This window comes from Streptacidiphilus cavernicola, from assembly GCF_042510955.1.
GTDB classification, from domain to species: domain Bacteria; phylum Actinomycetota; class Actinomycetes; order Streptomycetales; family Streptomycetaceae; genus Streptacidiphilus; species Streptacidiphilus cavernicola.
In genome coordinates, this window is sequence record NZ_JBHFAB010000008.1 from 195236 (window position 1) to 211369 (window position 16134).

Consider the following 16134-nt stretch of genomic DNA (forward strand, 5'->3'; position numbering starts at 1 on the left):
CACGGGCGTGCGACTGCTCGTCCATGCCGAACCAGTGGCATCAAGTTGCCTGGCAGGGAACTACCCGTTCGAATCCTCGATGAGCAGGCCCAACTGCGCTGCCTTGACTCCTGCCTCGAACCGGCTCTCGGCGCCCAACTCCTGCATCAGGGCCGCGATGTGGCGTCGGCAGGTACGGACGGACATGCCCAGCTTGCGGGCCACGCCCTCGTCCTTGAGGCCCTGGCCGAGCAACTGCAGGATGGACCGGCGCATCTCGTCCGACACCCCCTGGTAGCCGGGACCCTCAAGGCCGAACGGGACGGCGGTGAGCCAGAACTGTTCGAACAGTGAGCAGAGGAAGGACACCAGCACCGGCTCCCGGACGATGACCGCGCCCGGGGTCTGGTCGCGCTGGGACCACTTGGGTATGAACACGGTCTGCCGGTCGAAGATCAGCATCCGCTCGGTGAGCTGGTCCGCGGTCCTGACCTGCGCGCCGGCCCCGACCAGGGTGGACGCGTAGGAGTGCATCGGCAGGTCGGCCCGGACCGTGTGCTGGTAGAGGACCCGCATCCGGACGCCGCGGGTGATGATCTCCAGGTTCTGCGAGAGCGCTCCCTCCGAGGTCGTCGGATCGCGCCGGATGCTCGGGTGTACCGTCATCAGTTCCTTGGAGCAGCGGTCCGAGGCGTCCCTGATGAGGATGCGCACCTCCTCCGCGTCGGTGATGGTCTCGACCGAACGCTGTCCGGTCGGCAGGACGTCACCCGTCCTGGCGAGGTAGGCCGGCATCAGCTGGAGCACGCGTTCCCGGGTGCGCTCAGCGGACTGCCGGTAGGTTCGGATCATGTCCTCCATCGGCTCCACCACGCGGGCGGCGGCGACCTCGGGGTTGATCGGCAGCCAGAGGTCGGGGGAGCCGGCGGCCGGGGCGAGCAGCCGGTTCTCCACCAGTTGATTCAGGCTCCGGTCGAGTTCGGCGGCGCCGAGGCCGGTCTCGGAGCGGGCGACGTCCCTGGTCAGCTCGCCGTCCTGGATGGCGCAGAGGTACAGGGTGATGGCATAGCCATCCAGCTCGGGAGGGAGGTTCGGGTCGAGCGTGGTCATTTATTCACCTTTGCCCCATAACGTCCTCTGGCCGGAAGCGGACCGGCCACTTGTTGCCACCATCGAACACTGGGTCGGACGGCTGTCAGAAGCAATTCTGATACATGGCCTAGCCAAGGGGGAGGTCTACCGCCGAGAAGGCGGGTACGACCACACGACCCCTGGCAGTTTTTCAGTGAAAGGGGTACTCCGTGAGCAAGATACGTCGGTTGACACGGCTTGCAGCGATCCCCGCGCTTGCTGCAGCAGCATTGCTTCTGGCAGGTGGCGGTCAGGCGTTCGCAGCTACAGCAGCCGCGCCCCACGCCCGGCCTGTGGCCCAGCCTGCTGACGTCTACTGGTAGGCCGCACCCCCGGGTGTCGCAGGCCCGCTGCTGACTTCTTCGCACGGGTGAAGGGGCCGTGTCCGTCCGGACACGGCCCCTCACCCGTTTTCGGCCCCGCATGGTGGTCCGGTCGCCCGCAGCGCTGCGACTACTCGCTGCGCCGCCGCGGTCGCCAGACCACCAGCGCGCTGCTCTGCTGCACCTGCTGGTACGGGACCAGGTCGCGCCGGTAGGAGGCGTGCACCGCCGCCTCCCGCTGGGTCGCCGCGGCGCCCGCGCTGGCGACCTCGCCCTGGAGCTCGGCCACCCGCGCCCGCAGCGCGCTGACCTGGTTCTCCAGCTCGATGATCCGCTTGATCCCGGCCAGGTTGATGCCGTCCTCCTGGGACAGCCGCTGCACCTCGCGGAGCTGCTCGATGTCCCGGGCGGAGTAGCGCCGCCCGCGCCCGGCCGTGCGGTCCGGGCAGACCAGGCCGAGCCGGTCGTACTGCCGCAGCGTCTGCGGGTGCAGCCCGCTGAGCTGCGCGGCGACCGAGATGACGTAGACCGGGGTCAGTTCGGTCAGCTGGTAGCCGCCGCTCGGGCCCCCGCCCCGGGACGGGCGCGGGCCGCCGGGCAGCCCGCCGCCGAGCCCGACGCCGATCGCCGGCCCGGAACCGTGCGCGGAGCCGGGCCCGGACACGGAGCCGTGTCCGGGGCCGCCACCACTGTGACCGCCGTTGCCGTCCATCACCTCAGGCCTCCTCCGCCGCCTTGAACAGTGCTGACCGCGGGTTCTCCGCGGTCGTCGCCTCGCGGTACTTCTCCAGTGCCGCCAGCGCCTCGCCCTCGACCTCCTCCGGGACCGCGACCTCCACCGTCACCAGCAGGTCGCCGCGGGTGCCGTCCTTGCGGACCGCGCCCTTGCCGCGGGCCCGCATGGTACGGCCGTTGGCCGTCCCCGCGGGGATCTTGAGGGTGACCGCGGGGCCGCCCAGGGTCGGCACCCTGATCGTCCCGCCGAGCGCCGCCTCGGGGAAGGTCACCGGCACGGTCACGGTCAGGTTGTCGCCCCTGCGCCCGAACACCGGGTGCTCCTGGACGTGCACGGTGACGTAGAGGTCGCCCGGCTGGCCGCCGCGCTCGCCCTGGGCGCCCTTGGCCTTGAGCCGGATCCGCTGGTTGTCGGACACCCCGGCCGGGATCCGCACCTGCATCGTCCGCGCCGAGGTGGCGCGCCCGCTGCCGTGGCAGACCTCGCACGGGTCGTCGACGATCAGGCCGCGGCCCTTGCAGTCGCGGCAGGGGTCGGACAGGGCGAAGTTGCCCTGGCCGCGCTGGACGTGGCCGGTCCCGACGCAGGTCGGGCAGACCCGCGGGGTGGTCCCGGCCTTGGCGCCGGTGCCCGCGCAGGTCTTGCACGCGGCCTGGCTGGTCATCCGCAGCGGCACGGTGGTGCCCTCGACCGCCTCCATGAAGCTCAGCGTGACGTCCGACTCGACGTCGGCGCCGCGCCGCGGCTGCGCGGTGCGGGTGCCGCCGCCACCGCGGTTGAAGATGCCGCCGAAGACGTCGCCGAGACCGCCGCCGCCCCCGCCGCCGAAGGTGCCGCCCTGCTGGCTGCCGCCGAACAGGTCGCCGAAGTCGAAGCCGCCACCGCCGCCGGTGCGGAACCCGCCGCCGTTGGCGAACAGCGCCCGCGCCTCGTCGTACTCCTTGCGCCGCTTGGCGTCCGAGAGCACGTCATTGGCCTCGGAGATCTCCTTGAAGCGCTCCTCGGCCTTGCGGTCGCCCTTGTTGGCGTCCGGGTGGAACTCCCGGGCCAGCTTCCGGTACGCCTTCTTGATCTCCGCGAGTGAGGCGTCCTTGGGCACGCCGAGGACCTTGTAGTAGTCCTTCTCCACGAAGTCCTTGCTGCTCAACGGAATCGCCTCCTTCGCGCAGGGGTGGCAGGGGTGGCACTGGCAGCGGCCACGGTGATGGGACGGTGGGACCGCACCCCGGACTCACCGGCGTACGGTCCCACAGTCACCACCCGGTCAGTCCTCGTCGCCACCGTCGCCCTTGGCTTCGGCAGCGTCGTCGGTCGCGTCCGCGGCGTCCGCCGCGGCGCCGGGCTCGGGCTCCGCCACGGCGACCCGCGCCGGACGGATGATCCGGTCGCCGATCTTGTACCCCGGCTGCAGGATCTGCACGCACGTGGTCTCGGTGACGTCGGCGGAGTAACTGTGCATCAGCGCCTCGTGCAGCTGCGGGTCGAAGGGCTCGCCCTGCTTCCCGAACTGCTGCAGCCCCAGCTTGGAGGCCACGCTCTCCAGCGACTCGCCGACCGACTTGAAGCCGCCGGTCAGCTCGTCGTGGTCGCGCGCCCGGCCGATGTCGTCCAGCACCGGGAGCAGGTTCTCCAGGAGCGCGGCGACGGCGATCTCACGCACCGTCACCCGGTCCCGCTCGACCCGCTTGCGGTAGTTCTGGTACTCGGCCTGCAGCCGCTGCAGGTCGGCCGTGCGCTCGGCCAGGCCCTTGCGGGCCTCGGCCAGCTCCTTCGCGGCCGAGCCCTCGGCACCGGACGCCCCGGCCTCGGGGGCCTCGGCGGCCCCCTCGGCCTTGGCGGCGGAGTCGGCGCCGGGCTCCTTGGCGTCGCCCGTCGTCTTCTCCTCGGTCACTGCGCACCGCCCTCGCGCTTCTCGTCGTCGACGATCTCGGCGTCGACCACGTCGTCGTCACCGGCGGCAGCGGCGTCCTGCGGGGCGTCGGACGGACCGCCGGCCGCGGCCGCACCCTCGCCGGCCTGCGCGTAGAGCGCCTGGCCGAGCTTCTGCGAGGTCGCCGAGAGCTTCTCGGTGGCCGCGCTGATCGCGCCGCTGTCCTCGCCCTTGAGGGCTTCCTTCAGCTCGGCCACGGCAGCCGCGACCTCGTCCTTGACCTCGCCGGGGACCTTGTCCTCGTTGTCCTTGACGAACTTCTCGGTCGTGTAGACGAGCTGCTCGGCGGTGTTGCGGGTCTCGGCGGCCTCGCGGCGCTTGTGGTCGTCCTCGGCGAACTCCTCGGCCTCGCGCATCATCCGCGCGATGTCCTCCTTGGGGAGGGCCGAGCCGCCGGTGACGGCCATGCGCTGCTCCTTGCCGGTACCGAGGTCCTTGGCGGAGACGTGCATGATGCCGTTGGCGTCGATGTCGAAGGTGACCTCGATCTGCGGCAGCCCGCGCGGGGCCGGCGGCAGGCCGGTCAGCTCGAACATCCCGAGCTTCTTGTTGTACGCCGCGATCTCGCGCTCGCCCTGGTAGACCTGGATCTGCACGGACGGCTGGTTGTCCTCGGCCGTGGTGAAGATCTCGGAGCGCTTGGTCGGGATGGTCGTGTTGCGCTCGATCAGCTTGGTCATGATGCCGCCCTTGGTCTCGATGCCGAGGGACAGCGGGGTGACGTCGAGCAGCAGGACGTCCTTGACCTCGCCCTTGAGCACGCCGGCCTGGAGGGTCGCGCCGATGGCGACGACCTCGTCCGGGTTGACGCCCTTGTTGGGCTCCTTGCCGCCGGTCAGCTCGCGGACCAGCTCGGCGACCGCGGGCATCCGGGTGGAACCGCCGACCATGACCACGTGGTCGATCTCGGACAGCTGGATGCCGGCGTCCTTGATGACGTTGTGGAACGGGGTCTTGCAGCGGTCCAGCAGGTCCGAGGTCAGCTGCTGGAACTGGGAGCGGGTGAGCTTCTCGTCCAGGTGCAGCGGGCCCTCGGCGGAGGCCGTGATGTAGGGCAGGTTGATCGTGGTCTCAGCCGCGGAGGAGAGCTCGATCTTGGCCTTCTCGGCCGCCTCGCGCAGCCGCTGGAGCGCCATCTTGTCCTTGGACAGGTCGACGCCGTGGCCGTTCTGGAACTGCTTGACCAGGTGGTCCATCACCCGCTGGTCCCAGTCGTCGCCACCGAGGTGGTTGTCGCCGTTGGTGGCCTTGACCTCGACCACGCCGTCGCCGATCTCCAGCAGCGACACGTCGAAGGTGCCGCCGCCGAGGTCGAACACCAGGATCGTCTGGTCGTCCTTGTCCAGGCCGTAGGCGAGGGCGGCGGCGGTGGGCTCGTTGACGATGCGCAGGACGTTGAGGCCCGCGATCTCACCGGCCTCCTTGGTGGCCTGCCGCTCCGAGTCGTTGAAGTAGGCCGGGACGGTGATGACCGCGTCCGCGACCTTCTCGCCCAGGTAGGCCTCGGCGTCGCGCTTGAGCTTCTGCAGGATGAAGGCGGACATCTGCTGCGGCGTGAAGTCCTTGCCGTCGATGTTCACCTTCCAGTCGGTGCCCATGTGACGCTTCACGGACCGGATGGTCCGGTCGACGTTGGTCACCGCCTGGCGCTTGGCCACCTCGCCGACGAGGACCTCGCCGTTCTTGGCGAAGGCGACGACGGACGGTGTGGTCCGGGCGCCCTCGGCGTTGGTGATGACGGTGGGCTCACCGCCTTCGAGGACGCTGACGACAGAGTTCGTCGTACCGAGGTCGATTCCGACCGCACGAGCCATCGTGGAACCCTCCAGAGGGAAGTTGAGCTGAACAGGCTCAAGCATGCACGGCGGATCCCGCTTCGTCAACAGAGCTGAGTGTGAGGCGCTCAACTTTATGCAGCCCCTACGCCGAATGGGGCGATGTGACCGGGCGCATAGTGCGCGACTCCAGGGTGGGCGCGGTATCGTCCGCCTGATCGGCACCCCGCAGGTGCCCGTGCCCGACCCGTGCCCGGCCCGTGGGTGCCCGGTGGTGACCGGTTAAGTTACCGGCCGGTACTATCAGTGGAACGCTATGCCGCCAGCCTTAGGAGACGGAGCGATGCAGCTCGCCGCGATCGTGATCTCACTGGTCACGACACTGGTCGGTACCGCGCTGGCAGCGCGCGCCGCCCTGTACATCTACACCTTCGTCAAGCTCGGCGCCGACGTGCCCGCGGGCGCGCGCACCGGGAACCCGGCGCAGCGGGTGAAGACGGTGGCCAGGGAGTTCCTCGGCCACACCAGGATGACCACCTGGGGTGTGGTCGGGGTGGCCCACTGGTTCGTCGCCACCGGCTTCTTCTGCCTGGTGCTGACCCTGGTCACCGCGTTCGGCCAGCTGTTCCAGGCCGACTTCGCGCTGCCGGTGATCGGCCACTGGTGGCCGTACGAGCTGTTCGAGGAGGTCGTCGGCCTCTTCACCACGCTGGGCATCATCGTGCTGATCGTGATCCGGCTGCTGTCGCTGCCCGGGAGGGCCGGCCGCAAGAGCCGCTTCGCCGGGTCGATCGCCTGGCAGGCGTTCTTCGTCGAGTACGTGATCCTCGGCATCGGCATCTGCATCCTGGTGCTGCGCGGCCTGGAGGGCGCGCTCGCCGACGTGCACTACGGCGCGGCGTACGCGGTCAGCTACCCGATCGCGCTGGCGTTCAAGGGGACGAGCGCCTCCACGCTGGAGAACCTGGTCTACCTCTTCGCGATGCTGAAGATCACGATCTCCTTCACCTGGGCGATCACCATCGGGCTCAACCCCTCGATGGGCGTGGCCTGGCACCGCTTCCTGGCCTTCTTCAACATCTACTTCAAGCGCGAGGAGAGCGGGGGCGTCGCGCTCGGCGAGCTGCTGCCGATGAGCTCCGGCGGCGCCCCGATCGACTTCGAGGACCCGGCCGACGACGCGGTGTTCGGCGTCTCCCAGGTCGAGCAGTTCTCCTGGAAGGGCCTGCTGGACTTCTCCACCTGCACCGAGTGCGGACGCTGCCAGTCGCAGTGCCCGGCCTGGAACACCGGCAAGCCGCTGTCGCCCAAGCTGCTGATCATGAACCTGCGCGAGCACGCCTACGCCAAGGCCCCGTACCTGCTCGCGGGCGGCGGCAAGGACGCCGAGGGCAATGAGACCGCGACCGCGGAGCAGCTGGCCGGGGTCCCGGCGGCGGCGCTGGCCGAGGCCGAGCGCCCGCTGATCGGGACGGCCGAGGAGAACGGGGTCATCGACCCGGACGTGCTGTGGTCCTGCACCACCTGCGGCGCCTGCGTCGAGCAGTGCCCGGTGGACATCGAGCACATCGACCACATCGTCGACATGCGCCGCTACCAGGTGATGATCGAGTCGTCGTTCCCGACCGAGGCCGGGACGATGCTCAAGAACCTGGAGAACAAGGGCAACCCGTGGGGCATGGCCACCAAGGCCCGGCTCGACTGGGTGAAGGAGCTGAAGAAGGAGACCGGGATCGAGGTCCCGGTGATCGGCGAGGACATCGACCCGGCCGAGGTCGAGTACCTGTACTGGGTCGGCTGCGCGGGCGCGCTGGAGGACCGGGCCAAGAAGACCACCAAGGCGTTCGCGGAGCTGCTGCACACAGCGGGGGTGAAGTTCGCCATCCTCGGCAAGGAGGAGTCCTGCACCGGCGACTCGGCGCGGCGGCTGGGCAACGAGTTCCTGTTCCAGATGCTCGGCGCGCAGAACGTCGAGACGCTGAACACGGTGCTGGAGGACGCGCCGGTCAAGCGCATCGTCGCCACCTGCCCGCACTGCTTCAACACCATTGCGAACGAGTACCCGCAGCTGGGCGGGCACTTCGAGGTGATCCACCACACCCAGCTGCTGCAGCACCTGGTCGACGAGGGCAAGCTGGTCCCGGTCAACCCGGTCGAGGGCCTGATCACCTATCACGACCCGTGCTACCTGGGTCGGCACAACAAGGTCTACACCCCGCCGCGCGAGATCATCGCGTCCGTCCCCGGTCTCCGCAACGAGGAGATGCACCGTCACAAGGAGCGCGGCTTCTGCTGCGGCGCGGGCGGCGCGCGGATGTGGATGGAGGAGCGGATCGGCAAGCGCATCAACACCGAGCGGGTGGACGAGGCGCTGTCGCTGAACCCCGACATCATCTCCACCGCCTGCCCGTTCTGCCTGGTGATGCTGTCCGACAGCGCCAACGGGAAGAAGAGCGAGGGCGCGGCGAAGGAGGCCCTGCGGGTGGTGGACGTCGCCCAACTGCTGCTGGACTCGGTGAAGGCGACCCCGGAGGCGCAGGCAGAGGAGGAGCCGGAACCGGCCCCGGCGGGGTAACCGGCCCCGGCACCGGCGGGGTAACCGGCCCCGGCGGGGCACCGGCCCCGGCGGGGTAGGGGCCGGGGCGGGGCGGGGCGGCTCCGCTGGACTGGCTTCGGTGCCGTTGTCCGTTCGGGTCGGCTCCGTGTCACAACTCCGCTGCAAGGGGCCCGCTGAGATCCTCCGGAGGGAACAGCGGGCCCGCTGCGGGTACCGTCCCTGTGTGGGCAGCAACAGATTCAGCTTCGGGCGGGGCGGGGGCAGGGGCCGACAGGCCCCGACGCCCCCGCCCGGCGGCAGTGCGGGTGCGGCGAGCGGGGCAGGCTCGGCGGGCGGCGCCGGCGGTTCGGGTGGCTCGGGTGGTCCCGGCGGCCCGGGCGGCCCCGGTGGCCCTGGGGGCAGCAGGGGGACGGCTGGCGGTGGCTCGTTCGGACGCGACGACGAACCGGGCTACACCCGCGCCTTCACCATCGGCGACGGCAACGGCAACGCGAATGGCGACGGCAACGCGAACGCGAGTGCGAACGCCGACGCGAGCTACGGGGACTACGCGAACTACGGGACACCGGCCGAGGGCTACGGCCCGCCCGAGTCCTACGAACCCCCCGTCGCGGCCTCCTCCGCCTCCGCTTCCTCCTCCTCTGCCTCGCAGCCACCGTTCGACGACGGGACCAGGGTCACCACCTACCGGGCCGGGCAGCGGCACCCGGAGGTGGGCAGCGCCCGCCTGGCCTGGCGACCGCTGCTGGCCGGGATCTACCGCCACCCGGACCGCACCTTCGCGCAGATGCGCTGGCACCAGGTGTGGGGCCCCGCGCTGACCGTCTCCGCCGTCTACGGCGCACTCGCGGTCTTCGGCTTCGCCGACACCCGCAGCGAGGTGGTGGACGCCACCTTCTCGTTCGCACTGACCATCGTCCTGTCCAGCGCGGTGGGCATCATCATCGCCGGGCTGATGTTCGGCGGCGTCACCCACGTCATGGCCCGCAGACTCGGCGGCGACGGCGCCTGGGCGCCGACCATCGGTTTCGCCATGATCATCGCCTGGACCACGGACGTGCCGAGGCTGCTGTTCTCCTTCTTCCTGCCGTCCGACAACGCCTTCGTCCAACTGCTGGGCTGGGCGACCTGGCTGCTCTGCGCCGGGCTGCTGACGGCCATGGTCCGCCAACTCCACGACCTGCCCTGGGGCAAGGCCCTGGGAGCGGCAGCCCTGCAGCTGATCGCGCTACTGATCCTGATCAAGCTCCCCACCCTGAGCTGACCCGCGGCAGGGACCAGCCCTCCGTCCCGTTCCCGCCGCTTGCACGCCGACTCCTCCGTCGCCTGTCCCCGGCCCCGCGTTCGGCCGCGCCGTACCGCATTCCACACCCGCACCCGAAACGCCGACCCTGGAACGCCGACCGTCCATGCCCCGGAACGCCAACGCTCCCCACTCGTCAGGGAAGATGGAGCCGTCGCTCCGTCCCCCGTCCCCCCGTCCCGCCAGGAGATCCCCGCCATGCCCCTCCCCACCACGTCCACGCAGGTGAGCTTCCCGGCCGGAGCCGTGGACGGCCGCTCCACCGTCCTCGCCGCCGAGCCGCTGCCTGAGGGCGGCCGGTACGGCAGCGGCTGGGCGATCGTCACCGCTGCCACCCCGTTCCACCCGCTGGACCACAGCTGGCCCGACCAGCCGGCCGACACCGGCACCCTCGGCGGCGTCCCGGTCCGCGACTGCGCCACCGGCGCGGTCGCCCTCGACTCCACCGACGGCCCCGCTGCCGCGGCCCCCCTCCTCCTGGGCGCCGACATCCCGGCCCGCCGCGGCGAGGAGGGCTGGGCCTGGCTGGTGGTCCACCTCACCGACGAGCCGGTGGCCGTCGGCACCGAGGTCGAGCTGCGGGTGGACGCCGACCGCAGGTCCGCGCTCAGCGCCGCGCACACCGGCTGCCACCTGCTGGCCCTCGCCCTCAACGAGGCCCTCGCACCGCGCTGGCGCAAGGACCCGGGCCGCGCCGACGCCCTGGGCCACCCGGACTTCGACAGCCTGGCGATGGACTCGTCCCGGATGGACGTCCAGGCCAGCACCGACGTCTACCGGATCGGCAAGTCGCTGCGGAAGAAGGGCTTCACCGCGGACGACCTGGCCGCCGACCTGCCCGCGCTGACCGAGGCCGTCAATGCCCGTCTCGCCGCCTGGGTCGCATCCGACGTGCCGGTCAGGATCGAGGCCCCGGGCCCGGAGCTGACCGCCCGCCGCCGCTGGGCCTGCGACCTGCCCGAGGGCGCCGCGTCCATCCCCTGCGGCGGCACGCACCTGCACCACCTCGGCGAACTGGCCGAGCTGCGCACGGAACTGCGCCTCAGCGACGACGGCGCCGAACTCACCGCCGTCACCACCCCGAAGCGCCGCTGAGCAGAACGGCGCTTGTGCCCGCTGCGCGCGTCCTACCCGCTGCCCGTCCCCGCCCGCTCTCTGCCCGCTCTCTGCCCGTTCCTCGTCCCCGCCCGGACCGGTCGCCCTAGTTCGCAATCTTCGACTGATGGAAGTTGAGGAACGAGCGGGACGGAGTCGGCCCGCGCTGCCCCTGGTAGCGCGAGCCGTACTTCGCCGAGCCGTACGGGAACTCCGCGGGGGAGCTGAGCTGGAACAGGCACAACTGCCCGATCTTCATGCCCGGGTAGAGCTTGATCGGCAGCGTGGCGACGTTCGACAGCTCCAGCGTCACATGCCCGCTGAAGCCCGGGTCGATGAAGCCGGCGGTGGAGTGCGTCACCAGACCGAGCCGTCCGAGCGAACTCTTCCCCTCCAGCCGCGAGGCCAGGTTGTCGGGGAGCGTGATCACCTCGTACGTCGAGGCCAGCACGAACTCGCCGGGGTGCAGGATGAACGCGTCGTCGCCCTCGGGCTCGACCAGCCGGGTCAGGTCCGGCTGCTCGACCGAGGGGTCGATGATGGAGTACTTGTGGTTCTCGAAGACCCGGAAGAACCGGTCGAGCCGGACGTCGATACTGGACGGCTGGATCATCGCCGGGTCGTAGGGGTCGATGACCACGCGACCGGACTCGATCTCGTTCCTGATGTCCTTGTCTGAGAGCAGCACGGCACGAGGTTACGTGCACGGACGGGCCCCCGCCCAATCGCAGCAACCCGTCCGGCTGCGCGAGGCCTCCGTCCCCGGGCTCCGACGTCGTCCGACCGACCTCCGACTCAGGCTCCGGCCAGCCCTCGACCCAGCCCCCTCCCGACTTCCCCGACTCAGGCCAGGAACTCCACGGCCTCCCGCCGCAGAGCGAGTCTGATCTGGTCGTCCGTGAGGGCACCGAGGTCGGCCAGTACGGAACTGCGCAGCCGCGCGCACAGCGGACAGCGGATCAACCGCCCGGGGCCGATCCGCTCAGGCCCGAGATTCTGCAGCGGGAACGTGGCGGTGCTGAACAGGTGCCCCTCGGCACAACGGACGACAGTGCGCTCCATTGCTTCCTTCCCCATCGGACGACTCGCCGCGCAATGTTCCCGCACGGACAGCAGCTGACCCGGACCGACTCACCGAGGTCTCCGCCGGTTACCCGGCCGGACTGCCCGCCCCAGGGGGCACGGCGTTGTCACATTAGGGGATGTTCCGGACATAGAGCCCAATGACGCGCCGACCACGACCACCTCGGAAACCGCCCGCCACAGTACGCCCGCGTCCCCGCCCCGCACCACCACCGCGCACCCGCCCCACCCGCGCCCGGCGCCCCACGGCAGCCCCGCTGCAACCGCCCCCGCCGATGGGGTAGAGTAAAGCCGTTGGCCATACCTGACGGCCGATCACGCGGGTGTAGTTTAATGGTAGAACATGAGCTTCCCAAGCTCAGAGCGCGAGTTCGATTCTCGTCACCCGCTCCACAAGAAAGCCCCAGGTCAGAGACCTGGGGCTTCGTTGTTGTCTAGACCAATGGCACGCCGCCGTGCCAGTTGCGTGCCAGATCGACGCTAACGGACGGTCAGATTCGATCAGAAATGGTCACCGTTCGTGCAGTGGCGGTCGATTGGCATGCGATCGTCCCAAATGGCGAGACGGACTTTCTGTGACCTGCGCCACTTCGGCTGACGGTGTGAGAGCAGGGGCTGGACCAGGTCGGGCACGTCGGCCCGGCCCCCGTTCTTGTGGAAGTCCCACTATGAGGCCGCAGTTCCGCGCTGCCGCCTGCTGCGGATGTCGACGACGGCCGCGCTGATGCCGTCGGCGATCTTGCGCTGCTGTTCGGCGGTGGCGTGCTGGTAGATCATCGCGGCGCGTACCGAGGCGTGCCCCATGTGGGCCATGAGGTCGGCGAGGCTGGCACCGGTGTTGGCGGCCAGGGTGTTGCCGGTGTGGCGGCTGTCGTAGAGGCGGAAGTCGGGCATCCCGAGTTCCGTGCGGGCCTTCCGCCACTTGCGGCCGAAGGTGGAGCGGCGGAAGGGGGCGCCGCGCTCGCCGAGGAACACCAGTCCGTCGGGCTCCGGGGAGGCGTAGAGGGCGAGGTGGTGGTCGATGTCGGGCAGGATCTCTGGGGGTATGACCACCGAGCGCTTGCCGGCCTTGGACTTCGGGTCGCCCACCACGCGCTTCCCGTTGCAGAGTTCTGGTGCTGCTCGGCGCACCCAAACAACCCCGCGGGCTCGGTCGATGTCCGGGCGTCGGAGCTCGGCCAGTTCCTCGGGGCGCAGGGCCATGAATGCGGCCATGAGAACCAGGAGCTGCCAGCGCGGTCCCATGCGGTGGGCCAGTTGCAGGACTTGCTCGATGGAGGCGACGCCGCGCTCCTTGGCGTTCTCCTTGCCCGCTCCCTTGATCCGGCAGGGGTTGCGGCGGAGCAGCTCGTCCTCGACGGCGGTGCCGAGGATGGTCTTCAGCAGGCGGTACGCCTTGGCGGTAGTGGTGGCCTTGCCGGTGGCCAGGAGGTCGGTGCGCCAGGCTCGGACGCGCGGGGCGCTGATCTCGTCGAGGTTCCAGACCCCGAAGACCGGGGCGAGGTGCAGGCGCAGCAGCCGTCGGTACAGCTCCTCGGTGGTGGCTCCGAGGTCGCGCTCGTTGATCCAGGTCTCGGCGTAGAGAGTGAAGTTGACGGCTCCGGCGAGGGGGTCGCGCCAGTCCCCGCGCGCGAGGTCGGTCTCGACCTCGGAGAGCCAGGCGTTCGCCTCGCTCTTGTTGGCGAAGGTCTCCTTGCCGGTGCGCTCCAGGCCGTCCGGGCCGAGGTAGCGGGCTTGGAAGCGGCCGGAGGGGAGTTTGCGCACGGAGCCGAAGCGGCGGCGGCGACCAGTGGAGTTGGGCATTCAGACAGACCTCCGGAGAGTGGTGCGGCGCGGGGAGGCGGGCACCAGGTTGGCGGCGATGTAGGCGTCGAGCGCGCTGCGGGCTATGCGGACGTGCTTGCCGGCCTTGAGGTAGGGGATGCGCCGTTCGGCGATGAGTCGGCGCGGGAATCGCTCGGTGGTGCCGAGGATCTCGGCGACCTGGGCGACGGAGAGGTAGCAGTCGGTCAAAGAGGGGAGCCTCCGGCGACGGCGGGGGGCGGCGCCGTCGCGTTGGTCGGGAAGGGGAGGGGCGGTGGGGGCCGCGGGGGCGTGGCGAGGCTGGGGCCAGACCTTCGCCGTGGGGCAGGAGACGGCGGGGTGGGCTGGGGGTGCTTCAAGCCCGGCCGGCCGAGGGTGCCGTTAGATCGCTCTGCCGCGAAGGCGGCCGGATGCGCGGCAGAGCGTGGCTGGGCATGGGCCAGCCACTGTCCGGGCGCGTCGGGGGTGCTCACCGACGATGGACGGCAGGTGGCCGTCGGGGTGCGGGTCGTGCGTGGGCGGTGTGCCCTTGTCGTTGGTCAGTAGTAACTGCCTTCCGTGATGTGGTTCCAGAGCCCCTGTGCCTCGCGTCCGTCGCCCAGAATGCGGATGAACTGGGCGAGGAGGTTCTCCCCGGCGTCGGGGTGGGCCGTGAGATAGGTGGCGGTTGCGACGACCCCGTGGTGCAGGCGGTCCTCAGCTGCCTGCGTCTCGGTGAATGCCTCCACCACCTCCTGGACGAGTCTTCTGGCTTCGATGTCGAGGTTCGCCAGAGGCGGGGACATGAGTTCTTCGAGGGGCAGCTCGAAGACGCGGGCGAAGCCGAGGGCCTCGTCGAGTGTGATCTTGCGTCGGGGGGTGCCGTTCTCGATGCGCCAGACGGCGGTCTGGTTCATGGGGACGCCGGCGCGGGTCATGCGGGCGGCCAGCTCCGTGGTGCTCCACCCCCGCACTTCCCGCTCAAGGCCGATGCGCGCGGCGGCGTTGCCCTCGCTGAACAGCAGGGGCGCCCTCGCTGACTCCGCTTCCCACATCCCGACCTCCTCTGAGCGGTCTTGTCACTCTACCGGCAGCGTTCCCGTTTGAAACGCCTCCTCTCCGATTTGCATACGCGTGGTCCGCATGGTACACATGATGCATGAGGGAAAGCAAGCTAGTCAAACAGGAAAATCGGAGCACTGGCTCCGCCGCCACCGGAGTGGCCCGCAGCGAGGTGGGTGCTGCGGTGCGGCGTGGAGTCTCGGAAGGCATGGCTCGGAGTGGCCACTGCCAGGAAAGGAGGCTGTCGGGGGTGGTCGCATCGGCAACCTGATATGTGATCAGGGTCTCTACGATCATGCCGAGTTGCCCCTGAAACGGGTGGTACTGTCCCTGGTCCACGAACTGAATAGGCGACCCCGGCGGCGCTGGAACGCCCCGGGGTCCGGCACCAAGGAGCTCGAACTCCCGATGCGCGTACATCGTAGCCGCCACCTGAGCGGCTTCACCGTCCTGCCCAACGCCCTCCTCCAGGACCGGCGGCTGTCGTATACCGCCCGTGGCCTGCTGGTCGATCTGCTCTCGCGCCCCGACGGCTGGTCCGAGGACGGCCGGCGGATGGCCGACACCAGTCCGCAGGGCCGCCACACCGTGGCCAAGGCCCTGCGCGAGCTGGCTTCTGCCGGGTACTACCGGGTCGACAGGGTCCGCCGCGACGACGGCACCTTCGTCAGCGAGGCCCAGGTCTGGGACACCCCGCAGCAGGCCGGTCCGGGTCTCGCCCGTCCGGGATCCGGTTCTGCGGCATCCGAAGGCGCGGGCTCCAACCCCGTAAAGGACCTGGAGAAAGAACCCTCCCTCCCCCGCAGCCGCAGCGCGCGCGCCCAGGCGCACGAGCACCAGCCCGGCTGCACCGAGCCGGGAGGGAGGGCGGAGGCGACTCCCCATAAGACCGACTCGACGGCTCCGACGGATGCGGCCGTCGGAGCAGTGGTCGCCGCCCTGTTCCGGGTGATCCGGCCCGAGCCGCGTCTGCGCCTGGGCACGGTCGAGGCTGCGGAACTCGCTCCGCTGGTGGCGCAGTGGCTGGAGCGCGGCTGCACCGAGCGCGACCTCGCCGCGGCGCTGCTGCCGGGGCTGCCCGCACGGATGCACTCGGCCGCTGCGGTGCTCCGCGACCGGCTGCTGCGCAAGCTTCCACCGGCCCCGGAGCCGGTGGAGGCCCCTGTCGCACTGCAGTGGCACGAGTGCGCCCGATGCGCCGACCCGGTCGCACGACCGGGCCTGTGCCGCCCGTGCGAGGGCCTCGGCGAGCGCACGGTGAAGGTCGGCGGCGGCGAGACCAGCACCGCTCGGGGGATCGCCATGGTCCGCGCTGCTATGCGCCCCGCCACCCGCATCCCCGCACTCAGCGCGATCTGAAGGCCGCCCGGACACACCG

14 protein-coding genes and 1 tRNA gene are annotated in these 16134 nt (G+C 70.4%); 5 read left to right on the top strand and 10 right to left on the bottom strand.

What is annotated here, in order from left to right:
* Positions 1-60: 60 nt before the first annotated feature.
* From ACEZDE_RS13675 to dnaK, 5 genes are all read right to left on the bottom strand, one after another.
* On the bottom strand, positions 61-1089 hold the full coding sequence (locus ACEZDE_RS13675) for a helix-turn-helix transcriptional regulator (RefSeq protein ID WP_380535996.1): 1029 nt from the start codon (positions 1087-1089) through the stop codon (positions 61-63).
* 474 nt (positions 1090-1563) lie between these two features.
* A complete protein-coding gene (locus tag ACEZDE_RS13680; protein ID WP_380535998.1) occupies positions 1564-2145 on the bottom strand; it encodes a heat shock protein transcriptional repressor HspR in 582 nt (193 codons plus the stop codon).
* Between the two features lie 4 nt (positions 2146-2149).
* The gene (gene dnaJ / locus ACEZDE_RS13685) at positions 2150-3316 is read right to left on the bottom strand and encodes a molecular chaperone DnaJ (RefSeq protein ID WP_380535999.1); all 1167 of its coding nucleotides are present in this window, start codon (positions 3314-3316) and stop codon (positions 2150-2152) included.
* Positions 3317-3433: 117 nt separating this feature from the next.
* Positions 3434-4060, bottom strand: coding sequence for a nucleotide exchange factor GrpE (gene grpE / locus ACEZDE_RS13690; protein WP_380536001.1), 627 nt, complete (start codon positions 4058-4060; stop codon positions 3434-3436).
* On the bottom strand, positions 4057-5913 hold the full coding sequence (dnaK, locus tag ACEZDE_RS13695; protein ID WP_380536002.1) for a molecular chaperone DnaK: 1857 nt from the start codon (positions 5911-5913) through the stop codon (positions 4057-4059). Before dnaK ends, grpE begins: the two co-directional genes overlap by 4 nt.
* Before the next feature lie 304 nt (positions 5914-6217).
* Between dnaK and ACEZDE_RS13700 the strand changes: the two genes are divergently transcribed.
* The 3 genes from ACEZDE_RS13700 (at position 6218) to ACEZDE_RS13710 (ending at position 10829) form a co-directional block, all read left to right on the top strand.
* Positions 6218-8449, top strand: coding sequence for a (Fe-S)-binding protein (locus ACEZDE_RS13700; RefSeq protein WP_380536003.1), 2232 nt, complete (start codon positions 6218-6220; stop codon positions 8447-8449).
* Between the two features lie 205 nt (positions 8450-8654).
* Positions 8655-9695, top strand: a complete 1041-nt coding sequence (locus tag ACEZDE_RS13705) for a Yip1 family protein (RefSeq protein WP_380536005.1) — start codon at positions 8655-8657, stop codon at positions 9693-9695.
* A 237-nt stretch (positions 9696-9932) separates the two neighbouring features.
* A complete protein-coding gene (locus ACEZDE_RS13710) occupies positions 9933-10829 on the top strand; it encodes a metal-dependent hydrolase (protein ID WP_380536006.1) in 897 nt (298 codons plus the stop codon).
* Between the two features lie 106 nt (positions 10830-10935).
* Here ACEZDE_RS13710 and dcd read toward each other — a convergent pair whose 3' ends face one another.
* The gene (dcd, locus tag ACEZDE_RS13715; RefSeq protein ID WP_380536008.1) at positions 10936-11517 is read right to left on the bottom strand and encodes a dCTP deaminase; all 582 of its coding nucleotides are present in this window, start codon (positions 11515-11517) and stop codon (positions 10936-10938) included.
* A gap of 155 nt (positions 11518-11672) precedes the next feature.
* Positions 11673-11891, bottom strand: coding sequence for a hypothetical protein (locus ACEZDE_RS13720; RefSeq protein WP_380536010.1), 219 nt, complete (start codon positions 11889-11891; stop codon positions 11673-11675).
* A gap of 340 nt (positions 11892-12231) precedes the next feature.
* On the opposite strand from ACEZDE_RS13720, the gene ACEZDE_RS13725 reads away from it, so the two are divergent.
* Positions 12232-12305: transfer RNA gene (locus ACEZDE_RS13725), tRNA-Gly, on the top strand.
* Positions 12306-12578: 273 nt separating this feature from the next.
* Here the strand turns inward: ACEZDE_RS13725 and ACEZDE_RS13730 are convergent.
* From ACEZDE_RS13730 to ACEZDE_RS13740, 3 genes are all read right to left on the bottom strand, one after another.
* Positions 12579-13715 carry a tyrosine-type recombinase/integrase gene (locus tag ACEZDE_RS13730; RefSeq protein ID WP_380536012.1) on the bottom strand — a complete coding sequence of 379 codons (1137 nt, stop codon included), beginning with the start codon at positions 13713-13715 and terminating at the stop codon, positions 12579-12581.
* Positions 13716-13925 (bottom strand): excisionase family DNA-binding protein, encoded by a 210-nt coding sequence (locus ACEZDE_RS13735; RefSeq protein WP_370083588.1) that lies wholly within the window; start codon positions 13923-13925, stop codon positions 13716-13718.
* A gap of 329 nt (positions 13926-14254) precedes the next feature.
* Entirely contained in the window at positions 14255-14749 is a 495-nt protein-coding gene (locus tag ACEZDE_RS13740; protein ID WP_380536014.1) for a helix-turn-helix domain-containing protein, read from the bottom strand.
* 415 nt (positions 14750-15164) lie between these two features.
* On the opposite strand from ACEZDE_RS13740, the gene ACEZDE_RS13745 reads away from it, so the two are divergent.
* Complete coding sequence (locus tag ACEZDE_RS13745) at positions 15165-16115, top strand: hypothetical protein (RefSeq protein ID WP_380536016.1); 951 nt, start codon at positions 15165-15167, stop codon at positions 16113-16115.
* Positions 16116-16134 lie beyond the last annotated feature (19 nt).